The 20,161-nt window shown below is 47.8% G+C and carries 16 protein-coding genes; 15 read left to right on the top strand and 1 reads right to left on the bottom strand.

Annotation, left to right across the window (positions count from 1 at the left end; translation table 11 throughout):
• The first annotated feature begins 183 nt into the window (after positions 1-183).
• Together glmU and C7R73_RS02485 are read left to right on the top strand one after the other, a co-directional pair.
• The gene (gene glmU / locus C7R73_RS02490; RefSeq protein ID WP_106448956.1) at positions 184-1,560 is read left to right on the top strand and encodes a bifunctional UDP-N-acetylglucosamine diphosphorylase/glucosamine-1-phosphate N-acetyltransferase GlmU; all 1,377 of its coding nucleotides are present in this window, start codon (positions 184-186) and stop codon (positions 1,558-1,560) included.
• Positions 1,561-1,656: 96 nt separating this feature from the next.
• A complete protein-coding gene (locus tag C7R73_RS02485) occupies positions 1,657-2,637 on the top strand; it encodes a ribose-phosphate diphosphokinase (protein WP_106448955.1) in 981 nt (326 codons plus the stop codon).
• Between the two features lie 234 nt (positions 2,638-2,871).
• Here the strand turns inward: C7R73_RS02485 and C7R73_RS02480 are convergent, their stop codons facing one another.
• Positions 2,872-3,849 carry an L-lactate dehydrogenase gene (locus tag C7R73_RS02480; protein WP_106448954.1) on the bottom strand — a complete coding sequence of 326 codons (978 nt, stop codon included), beginning with the start codon at positions 3,847-3,849 and terminating at the stop codon, positions 2,872-2,874.
• A gap of 388 nt (positions 3,850-4,237) precedes the next feature.
• Between C7R73_RS02480 and pth the strand changes: the two genes are divergently transcribed.
• The 13 genes from pth to dusB all read left to right on the top strand — a co-directional run bounded on the left by pth (position 4,238) and on the right by dusB (position 20,133).
• The gene (gene pth / locus C7R73_RS02475; RefSeq protein WP_106448953.1) at positions 4,238-4,807 is read left to right on the top strand and encodes an aminoacyl-tRNA hydrolase; all 570 of its coding nucleotides are present in this window, start codon (positions 4,238-4,240) and stop codon (positions 4,805-4,807) included.
• Between the two features lie 113 nt (positions 4,808-4,920).
• Positions 4,921-8,457 carry a transcription-repair coupling factor gene (mfd, locus tag C7R73_RS02470; protein ID WP_106448952.1) on the top strand — a complete coding sequence of 1,179 codons (3,537 nt, stop codon included), beginning with the start codon at positions 4,921-4,923 and terminating at the stop codon, positions 8,455-8,457.
• Positions 8,447-10,069, top strand: coding sequence for a putative polysaccharide biosynthesis protein (locus tag C7R73_RS02465; protein ID WP_106448951.1), 1,623 nt, complete (start codon positions 8,447-8,449; stop codon positions 10,067-10,069). The genes mfd and C7R73_RS02465 overlap by 11 nt, the downstream gene beginning before the upstream one ends.
• A 25-nt stretch (positions 10,070-10,094) precedes the next feature.
• Positions 10,095-11,153 (top strand): MazG nucleotide pyrophosphohydrolase domain-containing protein, encoded by a 1,059-nt coding sequence (locus tag C7R73_RS02460; RefSeq protein ID WP_106448950.1) that lies wholly within the window; start codon positions 10,095-10,097, stop codon positions 11,151-11,153.
• Positions 11,140-11,418, top strand: a complete 279-nt coding sequence (locus C7R73_RS02455; RefSeq protein ID WP_106448949.1) for an RNA-binding S4 domain-containing protein — start codon at positions 11,140-11,142, stop codon at positions 11,416-11,418. The genes C7R73_RS02460 and C7R73_RS02455 overlap by 14 nt, the downstream gene beginning before the upstream one ends.
• 107 nt (positions 11,419-11,525) lie before the next feature.
• Positions 11,526-11,960 (top strand): FtsB family cell division protein, encoded by a 435-nt coding sequence (locus tag C7R73_RS02450; RefSeq protein WP_205076450.1) that lies wholly within the window; start codon positions 11,526-11,528, stop codon positions 11,958-11,960.
• An 87-nt stretch (positions 11,961-12,047) separates the two neighbouring features.
• The gene (locus tag C7R73_RS02445; RefSeq protein WP_068559014.1) at positions 12,048-12,527 is read left to right on the top strand and encodes a S1 domain-containing RNA-binding protein; all 480 of its coding nucleotides are present in this window, start codon (positions 12,048-12,050) and stop codon (positions 12,525-12,527) included.
• Between the two features lie 88 nt (positions 12,528-12,615).
• Positions 12,616-14,013: a tRNA lysidine(34) synthetase TilS gene (gene tilS / locus C7R73_RS02440; RefSeq protein WP_106448948.1), complete on the top strand. Its 1,398-nt coding sequence runs from the start codon at positions 12,616-12,618 to the stop codon at positions 14,011-14,013.
• 18 nt (positions 14,014-14,031) lie between these two features.
• Positions 14,032-14,571 carry a hypoxanthine phosphoribosyltransferase gene (hpt, locus tag C7R73_RS02435; RefSeq protein WP_106448947.1) on the top strand — a complete coding sequence of 180 codons (540 nt, stop codon included), beginning with the start codon at positions 14,032-14,034 and terminating at the stop codon, positions 14,569-14,571.
• A 122-nt stretch (positions 14,572-14,693) separates the two neighbouring features.
• The gene (gene ftsH / locus C7R73_RS02430; RefSeq protein WP_106448946.1) at positions 14,694-16,817 is read left to right on the top strand and encodes an ATP-dependent zinc metalloprotease FtsH; all 2,124 of its coding nucleotides are present in this window, start codon (positions 14,694-14,696) and stop codon (positions 16,815-16,817) included.
• A gap of 160 nt (positions 16,818-16,977) precedes the next feature.
• Positions 16,978-17,880, top strand: coding sequence for an Hsp33 family molecular chaperone HslO (gene hslO, locus C7R73_RS02425; RefSeq protein ID WP_106448945.1), 903 nt, complete (start codon positions 16,978-16,980; stop codon positions 17,878-17,880).
• A 109-nt stretch (positions 17,881-17,989) separates the two neighbouring features.
• A complete protein-coding gene (cysK, locus tag C7R73_RS02420) occupies positions 17,990-18,916 on the top strand; it encodes a cysteine synthase A (RefSeq protein WP_106448944.1) in 927 nt (308 codons plus the stop codon).
• A 188-nt stretch (positions 18,917-19,104) separates the two neighbouring features.
• Positions 19,105-20,133 (top strand): tRNA dihydrouridine synthase DusB, encoded by a 1,029-nt coding sequence (gene dusB, locus C7R73_RS02415; RefSeq protein WP_106448943.1) that lies wholly within the window; start codon positions 19,105-19,107, stop codon positions 20,131-20,133.
• Positions 20,134-20,161: the final 28 nt, after the last annotated feature.

Here is a 20,161-nt window from a genome sequence, read left to right as displayed (position 1 = left end):
CTTCCTGTCTACAAGTATATCCAAAAAACCGGTCAATAAGAAACAATGTATCCGCATTCTTCGTATTTCCATTAGAAAATGAAAAGAAGTCGGTATTTATGTACGACATCATATTGAAAAAAGCAAGTTTTTACGCTAAGATAATTTAGTTGAAGGAATAAAATGAAAAGATAGGAGTTGCTTATGGCTAATCGTTTTGCAATCATACTTGCTGCTGGTCAAGGAACGCGCATGAAAAGTAAGCTTTATAAAGTACTGCATGCAGTTTGCGGAAAACCAATGGTAGAGCACGTCGTGGATCAAGTAGAGGCTGCTGGAATTGAGAAGGTAGTGACAATTGTAGGGCACGGTGCGGATACTGTTAAAGGATGCTTGGGGGATCGTTCGGAATATGTATTGCAGGCGCAACAATTGGGAACAGGGCACGCTGTCCTGCAAGCGCAAGTTGTGCTGGAGAACGAAGAGGGCACTACGTTGGTCATCTGCGGAGATACACCGCTTCTGACTGCAGAGACGTTGGAATCCTTGTTGCAATACCATGAAGAGAAAAAAGCGAGAGCAACTATCCTGACTGCGCATGCTGCTGATCCGAACGGCTATGGCCGCATCATCAGAAATGCTTCAGATAACGTAGAAAAAATTGTGGAACAAAAAGACGCTTCTCCGGAAGAAGTGCGTGTGCAGGAAATCAATACCGGTACGTATGCGTTCGATAACAAGTTTTTGTTTGCTGCGCTGCAATCAGTGGGCAACAACAATGCGCAAGGCGAGTATTACTTGCCGGATGTCATCGAAATCCTTAAGAACCAAGGCGAAATCGTGACGGCTTATCAGATGAGCGACATGGGCGAAGCTTTGGGCGTGAACGATCGTGTGGCTTTGGCTGAAGCTTCTGTCTACATGAAGAGACGCATCAATGAAAAACACATGCGCAACGGCGTTACCTTGATTGACCCGGATAATACCTACATCGAGTCGGATGTGATCATCGGAAGCGACACAGTCATTGAACCGAACGTATTCCTGAAAGGGAAAACGATCATCGGTGAAGATTGTTTCATCGGATCAGGCTCAGAACTGAGCAATACATCAATCGGTGACCGTGTCCAGGTCAGAAGTTCAAATCTGGAGGACTCCGTAATGGAATCGGACAGCAACATCGGTCCGTTCAGCCACCTGAGACCGAACAGCCATATCGGAAAACGCGTCCACATCGGAAATTTTGTGGAAGTGAAGAACGCGGTATTGAACGAAGACACAAAAGTCGGACATCTGACATATGTGGGAGACGCGGATCTCGGTAAAAACATCAACGTCGGTTGCGGCACTGTCTTCGTGAATTATGACGGCAAGCACAAACACCGTTCCAGCATCGGTGACAATACGTTCATCGGCTGCAACGTGAACATTGTGGCGCCTGTCAAAGTCGAGGCCAACACATTCCTAGCTGCAGGTTCGACCATCACAAAAGATGTTCCTGAAGGCGCGATGGGCATCGCCCGCAGCCGCCAGGAGAACAAACCCGGCTATTGGGAAAAATTGCCGCCAGCCAAAAAATAAAGCAAAACCTTATACATGTATGGTAGAATGATTTTGAAAATACAATATCAGTATGTGTTTAATTTGGTAAAAACAAAAGATTAACGGAGGATTATCATGACAGAACATTACAAAGATCCAAAACTTAAGATTTTTTCCTTAAGTTCAAATCGCCCTTTGGCTGAGAAAATTGCGGCTGACGTTGGTGTCGAGTTAGGAACCCTTTCTTCATCCCAATTCAGCGATGGTGAAATCAAAATCAACATCGACGAAAGTATCCGCGGTTGCCACGTTTACGTCATCCAATCGACAAGTTCTCCGGTAAACGACCACTTGATGGAACTTTTGATCATGATCGATGCTTTGAAGCGTGCGAGTGCCAAAACCATCAACATCGTATTGCCTTATTATGGTTATGCACGCCAAGATCGCAAAGCACAATCACGTGAGCCGATAACGGCGAAATTGGTGGCGAACATGATCACCAATGCTGGCGCTGACAGATTGTTGACACTTGATATGCATGCTCCTCAAATCCAAGGTTTCTTCGATATCCCGGTTGATCATTTGTTGGGAGCTCCGTTATTGGCAAGCTACTTCTTGGATCATGAAGTTTTGCGTGATGACGTAGTCGTTGTTTCACCTGATCACGGTGGCGTGACAAGAGCCCGCAAACTGGCTGAGTTCATCAAAGCGCCGATCGCCATCATCGACAAGAGAAGACCGAAAGCGAACGTTGCCGAGGTCATGAACATCATCGGCAATGTCGAAGGCAAAAAATGTATCCTGATCGACGACATGATCGATACTGCCGGCACAATCACATTGGCTGCCCAAGCACTGCAGGATGCAGGCGCGTTGGATGTCTATGCTTGCTGCACACATGCTGTATTGTCAGGTCCAGCCATGGACCGCATCAACAACTCCGTAATCAAAGAATTGATCGTTACTGATTCGATTAATATCCCTGCTGACAAAGTCAGCGATAAGATCGTAATGGTTTCCGTGTCACAATTGATCGCCGAAGCAATCAAACGTATCCACGAAAACCGCTCAGTAAGCCCGTTGTTCCAAGAAAAATTCGTGATCATCGACTAAGAAACTGTTAGTTGAAAAAAGTCCTCCCTTGGAGGGCTTTTTTTGTTTGGGAGAGGGGTAGTGTGGGGTGGGCTGGTGGGGCTGGAAAAGATGAACAACTCGGAAGAATCCATGTTTTCGGGACCCCGAGCCCCCACATAACCCCAACCCCAAACCTCACATCACCGAAACCCGCAACAAAAAAACACCCGCATTCCCCAAAAGGGACTGGCGGGTGTTTGAGATCGGATAAGATTATTTTGCGTCTGCTTCCAGGCTGGCGAATCCTTCTTCCAACACTTTTTTCAATGTGTTAGCGGATAGATCCATTTTTTCCTGTTCTGCATCAGATAAAGGAATTTCGATGATGTTGCGGATACCGGTACGGTTGATGACTGCCGGCACGCCGATGAAGATATCTTTGTGGTTATATTCCCCATCCAGATAGACGGATAAAGGCATGATCGCATTTTCGTCATTCAGGATCGCTTTTGTGATGCGGGCTAAGGCTACAGCGATACCGTAGAAGGTCGCTCCTTTTTTCTCGATGATTTCGTATGCGGCATCGCGCACTTTGAAGAAGACATCGACTAAAGCTTTTTCATCGACAGCAGAAGTCTGTTTCACCCATTCGTAAATCTGCAGGCCGCCAACGTTAGCGTGGGACCATACAGGGAATTCGGTGTCGCCGTGTTCCCCTAAGATATAGGCGTGAACATTACGGGTATCTACGCCTACTAGCGCAGCGATGCTTTGGCGGAATCGAGCGCTGTCCAGGGAAGTACCGGAACCGATGACGCGGTTAGCAGGGAGTCCTGAAAATTTCCAAGTCGCATAAGTGAGGACATCCACTGGATTGGATGCTACCAAGAAAATGCCGTCGAAACCGCTAGCCATGATTTCTCCGATGATTGACTTGAAGATGCGCAAGTTCTTGCTGACTAGATCGAGACGTGTTTCACCAGGTTTTTGAGCAGCTCCTGCAGTCAATACAACGATATCAGCGTCGTGGCAATCTGCGTATGATGCTGCATAGATTTTTTTGGGTGAGGTATAAGCTAGAGCATGGGAAAGATCGATGGCGTCTCCCTCTGTTTTCGCTTTGTTGATATCAATGATACCCAACTCATGACCAATATTTTGTGTAACCAATGCAAACGCATAACTTGACCCTACAGCGCCGTCACCGACTAAAATAATTTTTTGTCCTGTATTTCCACTCAATTCTGCCATTATAATGCTCCTCTCGCTATTTGCTGATTCTATTATAACACTAAACAAAGGTGATTACTCTTTGGGCCTATCCCACTCGGCAAAGATTTTCAGAACCAGCGATGATTGCGCGAAAGTGATAGACAGTGAACAACCTGTGAAATATTATATAAAAATATTATAAAATAAAACACTGCTGTTTTCAATGGGGAATTGCGATTTTGTTCACAATATTTTTTACCGGGTCCCAATCCGATTTCTTACGATTCTCCGATGAATGTGGTATACTGTTCGAAAGTAACCTGTGCGGATGGCATCCGTGCGGCCTTTTTTGGCGTAAAAGAGCAGGCAAGCACACGCTTGCTCCCTAGCGAACATAACTATGACTGGAAACAATAGGGGAATATAAATGAAAATGATCGTTGGATTGGGGAACCCAGGTCCTAAGTATACCGACACGAAGCACAATGTCGGCTTTATTGCTTTGGATGAATGGGCTTTTCAGAATAAAGAGAAATACAATAAAAATAAATTTGAAGCGGTATATATAGAGACGACCGTAAACGGTGAAAAAGTTTTATTCGTCAAACCGCTGACTTTCATGAATGATTCGGGAAGAGCTGTCAGGCCGCTGATGGACTACTACAGCATTCCGATCGAAGATCTGGTTGTCGTGTACGATGATATGGATATGCCGGTAGGCAAAATAAGGCTTCGCCAAAAAGGTGGGGCTGGCGGACATAATGGCATTAAAAGTTTGATCCAGCACTTAGGCACACAGGATTTCAACCGGATCCGCATCGGAGTCGGAAGGCCCCAACATAATATGACGGTCATTCAGCATGTGCTGAGCCCTTTTCCGAAGGACGACCACGCCGAAATGTTGCACTCCGTAAAAGAAAGCGTGGATGCGATCGACCATTTCATCAAAGGGAACAATTTTTTGGAGACAATGAATCAATTCAATAAAAAAGGTTAGGTTCAGCTTTAGCTGGACCTCTTTTGTGTCTGCCGCACAGCCTGCATAGGTGAATCAAGATGAAAGCGATAACCTTTTTTCTGCAGAACATACCATGAACGAGGAGAATATTCATGAAAGAAATAGAGAAATATTTGAAAAGCACAAAAAATATACAGACAGTATTATCTGAAATAAATGCAGAATTGCCACAGTTGGTAGCAGGGCTTTCCGGATCAGGCCGCAATCTGTTGACGAATATCCTGTTCGCAGAATTGCAGAAACCGGTCATCGTCTTGACCCCCAATCTGCTCCAAGCGACCCAAGTGTATGAGGACATCAGTCAAATGGCACCCGATGTTCCCATCCATATCTTCCCTGTGGAGGAATCGGTCGCGGCGGAACTGGCTTTTTCATCACCGGAATACCGCAGCCAAAGGGTCGAAACGTTGGATTTTCTCAAGAACGGCAAAAAAGGGATCGTCGTGATCCCGGCTGCCGGATTCAAAAAAATCCTCTCTCCAGCTTCGATCTGGGAAACACATTGCCTTGATTTTTCCGTCGGCATGGAGTTGGATTTGGACAGCTTGCCTGAAAAGTTGGTCGCAATGGGCTATACCCGTGAACGGATGGTTGCCAGCCCGGGCGAGTTCAGTATACGCGGGGGCATTATCGACATCTATTCCCTGAACGAAGAGAATCCCTTGCGAATGGAACTGTTCGATACCGAAATCGACACATTGCGCTATTTTGATGCCTACACGCAAAAGTCCAGCGAATCTATCGAAACCGTCCGGATCTTGCCGGCGCATGACACGATCTTCACGAAAGCGGAGATCGTCAAGCAGGCCAGTGCGGTAGAGAAAAAGGCCGAAAAGGCCATCAAAGGCATCAAAAATCAAGAGGTCAAAGAAAGCATGACACGTGTATTCTCCGAGCTGACGGATAATATGAAGCGCGGCGAATTATCGAGGGATCCGCAACTTTACACAAGTTTGGTCTATCCGGAACAGCCTACGGTTTTGGACTATATCGCTGAAGACGCGCTGCTTATCGTGGACGATTACAGCCGCATCCTTGAGGTTGAAAGGACAATCGAAAGTGAATCATCGGAATGGAAAATGGCAAAAGTGTCGGAAGGCGTGTGCCTGCCTTCACAGGATTTCAGCGCCGATATCCGCGAGGTGATTAAAAAATCCAAACAGCATCGCATCTATTATGCGCTGTTCCACAGAGGCTTCGGAAATATGCGGTTCCACGGAGTCTATCCTTTCCAATACCGCACGCTGAATAACTTCTTCAGTCAGATGCCGCAAGTCAAATTGGAAATGGAGCGTTGGCTCAAGCAGCATATGACGATTTTCGTGATGGTCCCTTCTGTCGAACGAGCCGAAAAGGTGCAGCGGATATTCGCGGATTTCGGCATCCATAGCTACGTCAAAGGCAACGATCCGTTTATCGAGAATAAAGTGAACATCCTGGTCGGCGGAATGGCGAACGGTTTTGAATTGCCGCAGGAAAAAGTCGTGTTCGTCACCGAAAAGGAACTTTTCAACAAAGTTACGAAGAAGCAACCGCGCCGCCAAAAAATGACGAATGCGGAGAGATTGAAGAGCTACACGGAACTGAATCCTGGTGATTACGTCGTTCATGTGAATCATGGGATAGGTCTCTACACGGGAATGGAAACCATCGAGGTCGGTGGCGTCCACCAGGATTACATGTCGATCGCCTATCAGGAAGGCGCCAAATTATTCATTCCTGTGACGCAAATCCATTTGATTCAAAAATATGTGTCTTCTGATGCCAAAACGCCTAAAATGCACAAGTTGGGCGGAACGGAATGGGCGAAAACGAAAAAGAAAGTCGCCTCGAAAATCGAAGATATCGCTGATGAATTGATCGAGCTTTACGCCAACCGGGAATCCGAAAAAGGCTACGTCTATCAACCCGATACACCGGAGCAACTCGACTTCGAAAATGCCTTCCCATATACCGAAACCGACGATCAACTGCGCAGTACCGCTGAAATCAAGGCGGACATGGAGAACGTCAAACCGATGGATCGCTTGCTGGTCGGTGATGTCGGATACGGCAAAACGGAAGTGGCTATGCGCGCCATCTTCAAGGCGGTGCAAGAAGGGAAGCAAGCCGCGTTCCTTGTCCCTACGACCATCTTGGCGCAACAGCACTATGAATCGTTGACGCAACGGTTTGAAGAATACCCGTTTGAAATAGGTTTGCTGAGCCGTTTCCGCACGAAAAAACAACAAGAGGAAACATTGGCCGGCATCCGGAAAGGCACGGTCGACATCGTCATCGGCACGCATCGGATCTTATCGAAGGACGTCGTGTTCGCTGACCTGGGATTGTTGGTGGTCGACGAAGAACAACGTTTCGGTGTGAAGCACAAAGAGCGCTTGAAACAGATGAAAGCCTCAGTGGATGTCTTGACGTTGACGGCAACACCGATCCCGCGTACCCTCCATATGTCAATGTTGGGGGTCAGAGATCTTTCTGTCATCGAAACACCGCCGGCCAACCGCTATCCGGTTCAGACATATGTCATGGAACAGAATAACGGAGCCGTCCGGGATGCGATCGAAAGGGAAATGGCCCGCGGAGGTCAAGCCTTCTATCTCTACAATCGGGTGGAAACGATCGAGAAGAAAGCCGAAGAGATCCGCGAGCTCGTCCCTGATGTCCGTGTTGCAGTGGCGCATGGCCAGATGACCGAAGTCCAGCTTGAGAATGTCATCATGGATTTTATCGAAGGCCGCTACGATGTGCTTGTCACCACAACCATCATCGAAACGGGTGTGGATATCCCGAACGTCAACACACTTTTCATAGAAAATGCCGACCGGATGGGATTGTCGCAGCTCTACCAACTGCGCGGACGTGTCGGCAGGACGAATCGGATTGCCTACGCCTATTTGATGTATCAGCCGAATAAAATGCTGACTGAAGTCAGCGAGAAAAGACTGCAGTCCATCAAGGAGTTCACGGAACTGGGTGCAGGATTCAAAATTGCCATGCGTGACTTGTCCATCCGCGGAGCAGGGAACCTTTTGGGTGCGCAACAACACGGCTTCATCGACTCGGTCGGATTCGATCTGTATTCCGAGATGCTGGGAGAGGCAGTTGCGGCCAAGCGTGGCCTGAAAGCGAAAACGAAGCGTTCCATCGTTGAAATCGACCTGAGCATCGACGCGTACATACCTGCCGAATACATAGAGGACGAGCGCCAGAAAATCGACTTCTACAAACGGATCCAACGAATCGACGGCGTTGAAGATCATGATGAAATCGATGCGGATCTGATCGACCGCTTCGGCGATTACCCGCAAGAGGTTTCTGATCTGTTGGAGGTCGGGCTGATCAAAAATTATGCAGAAAAGAGCCAGATTGAAACAATCAAACGCCAAGGCGAAACAATTGTCATCACCTTCTCGCAGGAAGCGACAGTCCGCTTGCAGGGGCCGGCAGTGTTTGAAGCCCTCAGCAAAATACCGTTGAAGGCCCAAATCAATTTGAATAATGCCAAATTGGTCGTCAGTCTTGTCATCGGGAAATTACCGAACCGCCAATGGCTGAACCATCTCAATGCATTCGTCAAAGCGTGCGTCGCCGAAACAGACGAAACAACGGGAGCAACAGATGGAAAATAATCGCTTGAAGCAGATGATGAAGGGTGCGTTGTTGCTGTCTTTGGCTGCTTTCATCAGCAAGGTGCTCAGCGCGGTGTACCGAGTGCCGTTCCAGAACATGGTGGGAAATACAGGCTTTTACGTTTATCAGCAAGTTTATCCTATCTATGGCATCGGTATGACTTTCGCGTTGTCAGGCTTTCCGGTATTTCTTTCCAAGATGATTGCGGAAACACCGGACAGCGGGATCCGCAGGGTGATGGTGAGGCGTAGCTTGGTCATACTGGGCGTCTTCGGCTTCCTCCTGTTCATGGGTATCTATGGCTTTTCCGGTCAACTGGCGCTGCTGATGGGGGACCCGGACTTGAAATCCATTTTGCAGTCGGTATCCTGGATGTTTTTATGGATGCCGATACTGGCAACGTTGCGGGGGTACTTCCAAGGTAACTACCGCATGGGACCGACAGCGATTTCGCAGGTATCGGAACAACTGGTGCGCGTCGGTGCAATCCTTTTTGCGGCTTATCTGTACACGAAAACAAAAGGCGACCTTTATGCGATGGGCGCAAATGCCATGAGCGGCGCTACTGTCGGTGCGGTCCTGGGCAGCCTGATCCTGTTGGTTGCCTATTACAAAGAAAGACGAAATCATGATTCGACACCACTTAATGATCGACAGTCAAAACAAGAGGCGCCCGCCGTACAATGGGGAAGCCTAGTCCGCCGTTATGCGACTGAAGGGGCGACGATTTGCCTGCTCAGCGCGATCCTGGTGCTGTTCCAACTGATCGATTCGTTTACGCTCTACAACGGCTTGCTGGATGGCGGTACAGCCAGCGAATTGGCAAAAAATGTCAAGGGCATCTATGACCGTGGCCAACCGCTTGTGCAGTTGGGCATGGTTGTGGGGACCGGGTTTTCGGCCAGCTTCATTCCGATGATGAGCCAAGCGCATGCACAAGATCGCCTAGGCGAATTCACCCGATCCGCCTTATCTTTGCTGCGGATGACAAGTGTCTTTTCAGCAGCCGCGGTGACGGGGCTGCTGGCTATTTTGCCGAACGTCAACAACATGCTCTTCGGGGACCGGGAAGGCATCGCGGTTTTGTCCGTGTATATTTTGGCCATTTTTGCGGCTTCTATCATGACCGCCTATCATTCCATCCTGCAAAGTCTGGGTCAATACAAGATTTCCTTGATTGCCCTGGCAGCGGGTCTTGCGGTCAAGTTCTTCGGCAATATGCTTTTGGTGGAACCGTTGGGTACGATGGGGGCAAGCATCGCCTTGATAGCTGGTCTGGCTGCCATGCTGTTTGTGCTTTGGCTGAACAGTGAACGCGCCTTGCGGGAAGTCTGGTTCAGGGATCGCTTTTTCCTCAAACTTATGGTTGGCTGCGTTGTCCTCTTTGTTACAGTAGGGGCGTTGCGGGTCGGTCTGGAAAGGTATCTCTTCACGGATGGAGACCGGCTGACGGATTCTGTGATAGCTGCAGTGACGGTTTGTGCTGGTGTGGGCGTATTCTTATGGTATATTCTAAAAGTGAGGCTCTTTACTTTGCGGGAGTGGATAAGTATTCCGTTCGGAAAAAAACTGCTGCGCAAATTGCCGGATAAAACAAGCGACTTAAAATAGGGAAGATTTCCAGAAGGAGAAATATATGGGTAAAATTGAAATAATGGGGCTTGGAGCCGGTGATTTGGAACAATTGCCGTATGGCGTATACAGTCGCTTGCTGGCAGCTGAATTCGTCCATCTGCGGACCAAGGAGCATCCTGTCGTTGAGAATCTGAAGGCTGCAGGCGTGCAGTTTGAAAGTTTTGATGACATATATGAATCGAAGGACAATTTTGATGACGTATACCGTCAGATCGCAGATCAGTTATTGGAAAAAGCAAAAACGCAGGATCTGATTTATGCAGTGCCGGGACACCCGTTGGTTGCGGAGGATTCCGTCAAGCATCTGATGCAGAACGAGGCGGGGATCGAAGTGGAAATCGTCGGAGGGAAGAGTTTCATCGACGACTTCTTTCAGGCGGTGGCCATCGATCCGATCGAGGGTTTCCAATTGTTGGATGGGTTGTCCTTCCACCAGGACCAGCTGAGCTTAGGCAATCACCTGATTATCATGCAGGTTTTCAATGAATTTGTGGCCAGTGATGTTAAATTGAAGCTGATGGAGAAATATCCGGATGAGCACCAAGTGGCTTTGGTCGATGCGGCAGGGACAAAGATGCAGAAAGTGACCTGGTGCCCGCTGTACGAGATGGACAGGCTTGAGGGCGTGCATAACTTGCTTTCTTTGTATGTTCCGCCGCTTGAGAAAGATGAGCGCACCAAAAGCTTTGAGTTGACCCAAGCCTACATGGATGCCATCGTAGAAAAAGATGTTTGGGTGCAATCGCAGACGCACGAAAGTCTGTTGCCCTATCTGAAGGAAGAATGCGAAGAAGTGGCCGAAGCGATCCAGAACGATGACATCGATAACCTGATCGAAGAGTTGGGCGATATTCTGCTCCAAGTGTTCTATCATGCCTCATTCGGCGAGCGGGAAGGTTTTTTCACGATGGAGGATATCCTGGAAACATTGAACAAAAAATTGCGCAGACGCCATCCGCATGTTTTTGACGGGGTGAAGGCTGATACGATCGAGGAAATCGATAAGATGTGGCAAGCGATAAAAGCAAAAGAAAAGGGGAATTCCGATGAGACTAGATAAATTTTTGAAAGTATCCCGCTTGATCAAACGCAGATCAGTAGCCAAGGAAGTGGCGGACAAAGGGCGCATCCTGATCAACGGCAAGCAAGCAAAATCGAGTTCGACTATCAAAGCCGGAGATGAAATGACGCTGCAATTCGGGAACAAAACCGTCGTCGTGCGCGTCGACAAAATTGTGGAAACGACCAAAAAGGATGAGGCGCAGGAAATGTATACCCTCATCAGCGAAACGGTTGCACCCAGAACGGAAGAAAATCGCTTCTGATGAAGCGAAAGGCCATGGACAATCCGCGCTGTTTCTTCTATACTTTTACATGAGTAAAACTATTCGGAGATAATGCGGGTGTGGAAGTTTTCAAGGAGGCGATCAGAGTGAAGGAAAAGACGAAGAAAAGGACAGCTGACAACGTAACCGTGATGCAAAATGAGTTTACGAAGGCGCAGCACAGTCAGAAACGTATATTTCAGAGGGAAAAGAAAGCCCATATGAGAAGATTGTCCCTGATTTTTTTCTTCGGCGCTGCCTTGATTGTGCCTTGTCTGTGGAAAACAGTCGGAAACTGGCTGGAAATCCGTAATCTGGATGCTGCCATCGCTTTGGCCCAAACAGAGAAAAAGCAGGCTGAGGACGAAAATACGCAATTGACCTATGAAGTCAAATTGTTGCAGGATGATGAATACATCGCCAAATTGGCGCGCGGTAAATATTATTTGAGCAAAGATGGCGAGATCATCTTCAGTTTGCCTGAAGATAATCAAACAAAAATGGCCGAGAAACAAGAGAATGCGGCAGATTTGGATTCATGAATACAGCGATGAATAAAGATTCTATTTTTTTCTGCATAATCCGTGTTATAATTAGTTGAGCAAAAATGAAGGAGGAACTTTTTTTTTATGTCAATTGAAGTTGGGAATAAAGTATCGGGAAAAGTTACAGGGATTACAAATTTTGGTGCATTCATTGATTTAGGTGGCGGTAAGACAGGATTAGTTCATATTAGTGAAATTTCTGATACTTTTGTAAAGGAAATAAAGGATGTTTTGAAGGTTGGCGATGAAGTGACCGTTAAGGTTATGTCCATTGCGGATGATGGGAAGATCGGTTTATCCATCCGTAAAGCTGTGGACAAGCCAGCAGGGGAAGTTTCCAGACCTCAACGTGAAAGCAGACCTTATCAAAAAAGTACAACTCCTCGTCCAGAAGGTTCTTTTTCCAAAGGCAGAAAAGATTTCTCAGCCCATCAGGATAAAGGTCTTAAAAACGACTTTGACTCGTTGATGAGCAGCTTCTTGAAGGACAGCGAAGATCGTCTGACTTCCATCAAGCGCAATACGGAAGGCAAACGCGGCGGCCGTGGCGGCAGACGTGGATAGAAAACAGTAATTTCTAGAGGATGGGCAAAAGGGAAACCGATTGTCGCACCCTCTTTTTTGCTTTACGAGTAAAGAGAGCAGGGATGTTATGCAGGAATATATTCTGCGTCTATGCAAAGAGTTGGAGCGCCAGCAACTTTGGGATAAAGAGAGCCGCTTGCTTTTGGCGGTATCCGGCGGTGCGGATTCCATGGCGTTGCTGGGGCTTGTCCAACAATTGCCGCCGGAATGGCAACCGCAGTTTGCGGTGGTGCATGTCCACCATCATCTCAGGGAAGAGTCAGATGAGGAATTTCGGATGGTCCAAGACTACTGTCAGAGCCAAGGGCTACCATTTTTTGCCGAACACTGGGAAGAAGAAAACCACCCGAAGTCGAATCTGGAAATGGCAGCAAGGGAATTCCGCTATGCCTTCTTTGCCGAGATGATGGAAAAATGGCCTGCGACCCACTTGGCGACAGCGCATCATGCGGATGATCAGCTGGAGACGATTCTGATGCGTCTGGTGAGGGGAAGCACGCTGAAGGGCATCTCCGGAATCGTTGCGACGCGCAGTTTTGGGCCAGGGCAACTCGTTCGCCCGTTGCTGTCGTTCCAGAAAGACGAGCTCTATCGGATTTGCGAAATGGCCGGGATCCCTTATCGGGAAGACAGCACCAATTTAGAGCTGACTTTCACGCGGAACAGATACCGGAACAGTATCATTCCGCTGCTGAAGGCTGAAAACAACCAAGCATCCAGGCATTTCGGCAATTTTTCGGAAGATCTGCAGGATGTATTGACTGTTGTTCAACCTATTGTATCCCAGTCGTTTCGCTCGTTGTTCAACAAGGTTGAAGCGGACTGGGTATTGGATCTGACCGCGTGGCAAGTATGTGAGATTTCCTTGCAACGGCTCGTGCTCAGTCATTTTGTGACGGAGCAGATGATACCTGCAGGGCAAGACTTCCGCAGGAGCCAACTGACTGCCATCATGGATCTTATCGAAAACCAATCTCCCCAAAAGCAAATATCTTTGGCGGGAGGGTGGCAGGCCAGAAAAAGGTATGATAAACTTACTTTCTTATCCCCCGATTCAGTCAAGATTGATTTTTCTGATTTTTCTGAAGTATTGGAGCTAAATAAATGGGTAACCTTGCCTTCTCATGGTAGAATAGGATTATTTCATGGCGATAATGCGTTTTCAAAAGAAGTTTTGATGGATGCTCAGGTCGTTGGAATCAACGGCGAATTGGCAACGATGCCTTTTACTGTGCGTTCCCGGCGTTCGGGCGACAAGATAGTTTTGAACAAAAATCAGCCATTCACAAAAAAAGTGAGTCGGCTTTTTGTGGATAAAAAAATTCCGGATGAAGAAAGACGAAAAGCCTGTATCGTCACTGATGACGAGGGACGTATTTTATGGGTGCCGGGCTATGCCCAGTCCGTCTGGTTGTCCGAGAATGACGACGAACAAACGTATTACAGATTGATTTACATTAAATAAATTTTTGAGGTGAAAGAAATGTTGCATCCTGATATCAAGGAAGTATTATACAGTGAAGAAGAAATCAGCGCAGTAGTCAAAGACTTGGGCGCGCAATTGACTAAAGAATATCAAGGGAAAAATCCATTGGTGATTGGGGTACTGAAAGGTGCCGTCATGTTCATGACCGACTTGTCGCGCGCGATGGCATGCGATCTGGAATTGGATTTCATGGACGTATCCAGCTACGGAGCGGGAATGGAATCAAGCGGAGACGTGAAGATCTTGAAAGATTTGGATACGACAGTGGACGGACGCGACCTGTTGATCGTGGAGGACATCATCGACACCGGACGGACGTTGAGCTACCTGATCGAAATATTCAAATACCGTAAAGCAAAATCCATAAAAGTGGTCACTTTGATGGACAAAAAAGAACGCCGCGTCGTTAATTTGGAAGCGGATTACATTGGTATCAACGTTCCGAACGAGTTCGTCGTCGGATACGGATTGGACTTCAATGAAAAGTACCGGAACCTCCCTTATATCGGGGTTTTAAAAACCGAAGTTTATGAGTAAAATCATTCGTTAAAATTGGTCAGATATGATATGATTAGTGAGATACCAGTATATTGTACTAACAAAAAAGATGAGACGTAAGATAAAGTCTGCGAAGAACGATATCTGACGAGGAGGTTCTAATGAAAAAAAATAATTTTCTTAAAAGCAGCGGCTTTTATGTGCTGATCTTCCTTGCGATCATTGCAGTGGTTTCGATGATTACAGGCGGCATGGACACAGAGACGAGCCAAGAAATTTCAGCAAGTGAATTTATGGATGCCTTGAACTCGGAAGAGGTGGATAGTTTTACGATCCAACCGGGTGCAGGCGTTTATGAAATCAGCGGTGAATACCGCACTGAACAAGAACTGGAAGTGGCTGATTCATCCAGCGATCTGCTGTTGTTTGATGATACGACCAGTACAACGACGAAGAATTTCACAACCAGAGTCTTACCGAATGATGAGACTCTGAAACAGATCACGGACATCGCCGAAACGACGGATACACAGATGGTGCCGTTGGAAGAAGATCAGTCCGGCGCATGGATCAGCATTCTGTTCAGCGTATTGCCGATCGTCATCTTCATCTTCTTCATGTACATGATGATGGGACAAGCTGGAGGCGGGCAAGGCGGTAACCGCAATGTCATGAACTTCGGTAAAACAAAGTCAGAGGATGCCACCAAAAAACCGATGAAAGTACGTTTTTCTGACGTTGCTGGTGCAGAGGAAGAAAAACAAGAGCTTGTGGAAGTAGTGGAATTCCTGAAGGATCCGCGTCGTTTCACGGCACTTGGAGCAAGAATTCCGGCGGGTGTCTTGCTGGAAGGACCTCCAGGAACAGGTAAGACCTTATTGGCCAAAGCTGTCGCTGGTGAGGCCGGGGTACCTTTCTTCTCGATTTCCGGTTCGGAATTCGTGGAAATGTTCGTCGGTGTCGGTGCCAGCCGTGTACGTGATTTGTTCGAGCAAGCCAAAAAAGCAGCTCCTGCAATCATCTTCATCGATGAAATCGATGCTGTCGGACGTCAACGTGGCGCCGGTATGGGTGGCGGACATGATGAACGCGAACAGACACTGAACCAATTGTTGGTTGAGATGGACGGTTTTTCCGGCAATGAAGGCATCATCGTAATTGCCGCTACCAACCGTTCGGACGTACTCGATCCGGCGTTGCTTCGTCCAGGTCGTTTTGACCGCCAGATTTTGGTAGGCAGACCGGATGTAAAAGGCCGTGAAGCGATACTGAAAGTACATTCCCGCAATAAACCGTTGGCAAGTAATGTGGACCTGAAAGTTGTCGCGCAACAGACACCAGGCTTCTCTGGAGCAGATCTTGAAAACCTGTTGAATGAAGCTGCCTTAGTCGCGGCCAGACGGAACAAAACAAAAATTGATGCACTTGATGTTGACGAAGCGCATGACCGTGTCATTGCCGGTCCTGCCAAGAGAGATCGTGTCATCAGCAAGCGCGAACGTGAAATGGTTGCTTACCATGAAGCCGGTCATACAATAGTCGGTATGGTCCTGAGCGATGCGCGCATTGTCCACAAGGTTACGATCGTTCCGCGCGGTCGCGCTGGAGGATACGCAATCATGCTTCCGAAAGAGGATCGATTCCTTATGACGAAGGATGAATTGTTGGAACAAGTTGTCGGATTGCTTGGTGGACGTGTTGCGGAGGAAGTTGTCTTCAACGTCCAAACTACAGGCGCCAGCAACGACTTCGAACAAGCTACTGGCTTGATCAGAAGCATGGTTACCGAGTACGGTATGAGTGAGAAGTTGGGCACTGTGCAGTATGAAGGGAACCATCAAGTATTCGTCGGACGTGACTATGGCCAAACCAAAGCTTACTCTGAAGATATTGCTTACCAAATCGACTCGGAAGTCCGTCGCATGATGAGTGAGGCGCATGTCAGAGCGCGTCAAATCATCGAAGAGCATCGTGAACAACTGAATCTGATCGCTGAAAAATTGTTGGAATTGGAAACATTGGACGAGAAAACAATCCGCAGCTTGTTCGAAACCGGCCAAATGCCTTCGGACTCGAATTCAGAAGAATATCCAAGCGAAAAAGCGCAGTCTTTTGAAGAAGCCAAACGGGCTCTTGAAAAGAAAGAGGCTGAAAAAGTTCGTCAAGAAGAGCAGATGCTTGCTGATGCCGAATCCGAAGATTCATCTAACGTTTCATTACCTGTTGCTGATGAAAAAGCAGAAAATGAATCGGAAAATGAATCCGCCGATACTGAAGAAAAATAAAACAAATAGCGTTTTGCAAAAAGTCTGGGATGACAATCCCGGGCTTTTTGTCATCAAAGGGCAACTCTGAAAATGAAAGTGAGCAAAGTGTGGTTGCTTTCGTCCCGACCTATAGTAGAATGATAGAGAAACAATTTAAGAATGCGATGGAGGATTACATATGAGTGACTATTTAATTAAAGCATTAGCCTACGAAGGACAATTCCGTGCCTATGCGATCGATGCTACAGCAGCGGTTGCGGAGGCTCAGAGAAGACATGATACATGGAGCGCCTCTTCTGCAGCTTTAGGCCGCACGATGGTAGGGACGTTGTTGCTGGCTGCTGCCGGCTTGAAGAACGAGGAAAAAATGACAGTCATCGTGAATGGGGATGGCCTGGGAGGCCGCATACTCGCAGATGCGAACGGCAAGGGCGATATCAAAGCCTATATTGCAAACCCGAACGTCAACCTTTCCTTGAACGGCGATGGCAAACTGGATGTGCGTGCAGTTGTGGGGACGGAAGGCACCTTGACCGTCATCAAAGATTTAGGGATGAAAGAACCGTTTACGGGACAAGTTTCTCTTGTCAGCGGTGAATTGGGCGAGGATTTCACCTACTACATGGCAAACTCGGAGCAGATACCTTCAGCCATTGGTTTGAGCGTACTGGTGGACACTGATGATTCAATCAAAGCCGCTGGCGGTTTCATGATCCAAGTTATGCCTGACGCCAGCGATGAAGCCATCTCGAAAGTTGAAAAGAATATCGCAGCCATTCCGTTGGTTTCCAGATTGATGGAAAACGGGGAAACGCCTGAACAGATTTTGACGCGCATACTGGGCGAAGAAAATGTTGAAGTGCTGGAGAAGATGCCTGTGCGTTTTCACTGCGATTGTTCCAGAGAACGATTCAGTGAAGGGTTGAGTTCGATCGGAAAGACTGAGTTGCATGAAATGATCGAAGAGGATCATGGCGCTGAGGTTGTTTGCCATTTCTGTGGCGAAAAGTACCACTATTCGGAAGCAGATCTGCAGGAACTGGTGACGGCCATTGATGAAAAACGCGCTGCCAACATCTGATGGCGCCGGCTTCTCGCTTGTAATGCGGTTTCACGTAATCTACAATGAAAGTAATCTATCCGTTTGACGGAACTGATCAGTAAAATTTATCTGAGCTGGAGGAATCGACATGGTAAAAATAGTCTCTTCAATTGCGAGTTTGATCGGGGAAACTCCGATAATCAAACTGAATAAAGTGGTACCCGAGGGTGTGGCTGATGTATACGTCAAGCTGGAATCGTTCAACGCGGGCGGAAGCGTAAAAGATCGCATCGCTTTGAACATGATCGAAGTGGCGGAAGAAGAAGGTCTTCTGAAACCCGGCTATACAATCGTAGAGCCGACCAGCGGGAATACAGGTGTCGGTTTGGCTATGTTGGCGGCGGCAAAAGGCTATAAAGCCATTTTTGTTATGCCTGATACGATGAGCATGGAAAGACGCTTGTTGTTGGCAGCTTATGGCGCAGAGTTGGTTTTGACACCTGGCGCTGAAGGGATGAACGGTTCGATTGCGAAAGCAAGGGAAATCGCTGCGCAACCGGATCACTTTATGCCTATGCAATTCGATAATCCAGCCAATCCGGCTGTGCATGAAGCTATCACCGGACCGGAAATCATCGAGGCTTTTGAAGGCAAGACGCCTGATGCCTTCATTGCCGGAGTCGGAACGGGCGGCACCGTGACTGGAGTCGGCAAGGCATTGCGCAAAGTCAATCCTAACGTGGAAATATATGCACTGGAGCCGACCGATTCGGCCGTATTGAGCGGAAAGCCGAAAGGCCCGCATAAAATCCAGGGTATCGGGGCGGGTTTTATCCCGTCTGTCTTGGACACGACACTTTACAACGGTATCGTCCAAGTCTCCAATGAACAAGCATTCGAAATGGCTCGCCGTGTCGCACGGGAAGAAGGCATACTGGTGGGTATTTCAGGCGGGGCTGCCATCGCCGGTGCGATCGAAGTGGCCATCCGTTTAGGCAAAGGCAAGTCTGTTGTGACTGTGGCGCCGGATAACGGAGAACGCTACCTGTCCACGCCTCTGTTCAGCGTACAATAATAAATGGATAAGAAGGACAGGCCGATTGGATGGCTTGTCCTTTTTCTTATTTGTGATGCGTCATCTGCAATCAGGCAAGATATTTTTCTTTTCTTACTGATTGTAAGATGATAGAATGGTCCAAGAGTTTTTCGAGCATCCAGAAAATGGATGAGATCACCATAAATAAATAACAAAGGAAGTAAAAAATGTATAAAATTGGCAATATTGAAATCAATAATCCGGTCGCAGTCGCACCTATGGCTGGAATCAGCAACGCTGCCTTCCGTGTCACCGTCAAAGAGATGGGTGCAGGCTTGGTCGTCTGCGAGATGATCAGCGATAAGGGCATCCAATTCCGCAATGAGAAGACTTTGCGGATGCTGCATATCGAGCCGAATGAGTATCCGTTGAGCGTGCAGATCATGGGCGGCAACAAGGATACGCTGGTTGAAGCGGCAAAATATGTGGCGGAAAACACTGAAGCTGCCATCATCGACATCAACATGGGCTGCCCCGTCAGCAAAGTCATCAAGGCGGAAGCAGGGGCCAAGTGGTTGTTGGATCCGGGCAAAGTCTATGAAATGGTTTCCGCTGTCGTGGATGCCGTTGATAAGCCTGTAACCGTGAAAATGCGGACCGGTTGGGATGCCGATCATCTGTTTGCAGTGGAGAATGCCTTGGCTGCAGAACGCGCTGGTGCAGCCGCCGTTGCCATGCACGGCCGCACACGCGTACAGATGTATGAAGGCAAAGCTGACTGGAACATCTTCAAGGAAGTCAAGCAAGCTTTGACGCGCATCCCATTATTGGGGAACGGTGATGTGAAGACGCCTGAAGATGCGAAGCGGATGTTGGACGAAACAGGCGTGGATGGTGTCATGATCGGCCGGGCTGCCTTGAGCAACCCTTGGATGATCAAACAGACAGTCCACTATCTGGAAACCGGAGAGATGTTGCCGCAATCGACCCCGCGTGAGAAGTTGGAAATCGCAAAACTGCACTTGGACCGATTGACGGATCTGAAGGGCGAAACAGTCGCTGTCAAAGAGTTCCGCAGCATCGCAGGTTATTACCTGAAAGGCATCCCGCGTGCTTCAAAAACAAAAGCTGCGGTCACTTCTGCATCCAGACAACAAGAAGTTGTCGACTTGTTGGATCGGTTCATTTTTGAAATAGAAGAACGCGAAGCCTCAAAAGAAGCGCCTACATCCGAAAAAATCGAAATAAATAGCTAAGACGGCTTGATTTTTCACTCTTTTATTG

This window comes from Trichococcus alkaliphilus, assembly GCF_003008695.1.
Lineage (GTDB): Bacteria > Bacillota > Bacilli > Lactobacillales > Aerococcaceae > Trichococcus > Trichococcus alkaliphilus.
Note: the sequence above shows the minus strand (reverse complement) of the source record. Positions and strands in the feature narration are given on the sequence as shown.

Coding starts and splice junctions, on each gene's coding strand:
- dusB (WP_106448943.1), top strand. CDS start 19,105: ATGTATAAAATTGGCAATATTGAAATCAATAATCCGGTCGCAGTCGCA.
- mfd (WP_106448952.1), top strand. CDS start 4,921: ATGAAAGAAATAGAGAAATATTTGAAAAGCACAAAAAATATACAGACA.
- C7R73_RS02480 (WP_106448954.1), bottom strand. CDS start 3,849: ATGGCAGAATTGAGTGGAAATACAGGACAAAAAATTATTTTAGTCGGT.
- pth (WP_106448953.1), top strand. CDS start 4,238: ATGAAAATGATCGTTGGATTGGGGAACCCAGGTCCTAAGTATACCGAC.
- ftsH (WP_106448946.1), top strand. CDS start 14,694: ATGAAAAAAAATAATTTTCTTAAAAGCAGCGGCTTTTATGTGCTGATC.
- hpt (WP_106448947.1), top strand. CDS start 14,032: ATGTTGCATCCTGATATCAAGGAAGTATTATACAGTGAAGAAGAAATC.
- tilS (WP_106448948.1), top strand. CDS start 12,616: ATGCAGGAATATATTCTGCGTCTATGCAAAGAGTTGGAGCGCCAGCAA.
- C7R73_RS02465 (WP_106448951.1), top strand. CDS start 8,447: ATGGAAAATAATCGCTTGAAGCAGATGATGAAGGGTGCGTTGTTGCTG.
- C7R73_RS02460 (WP_106448950.1), top strand. CDS start 10,095: ATGGGTAAAATTGAAATAATGGGGCTTGGAGCCGGTGATTTGGAACAA.
- hslO (WP_106448945.1), top strand. CDS start 16,978: ATGAGTGACTATTTAATTAAAGCATTAGCCTACGAAGGACAATTCCGT.
- C7R73_RS02455 (WP_106448949.1), top strand. CDS start 11,140: ATGAGACTAGATAAATTTTTGAAAGTATCCCGCTTGATCAAACGCAGA.
- cysK (WP_106448944.1), top strand. CDS start 17,990: ATGGTAAAAATAGTCTCTTCAATTGCGAGTTTGATCGGGGAAACTCCG.
- C7R73_RS02485 (WP_106448955.1), top strand. CDS start 1,657: ATGACAGAACATTACAAAGATCCAAAACTTAAGATTTTTTCCTTAAGT.
- C7R73_RS02445 (WP_068559014.1), top strand. CDS start 12,048: ATGTCAATTGAAGTTGGGAATAAAGTATCGGGAAAAGTTACAGGGATT.
- glmU (WP_106448956.1), top strand. CDS start 184: ATGGCTAATCGTTTTGCAATCATACTTGCTGCTGGTCAAGGAACGCGC.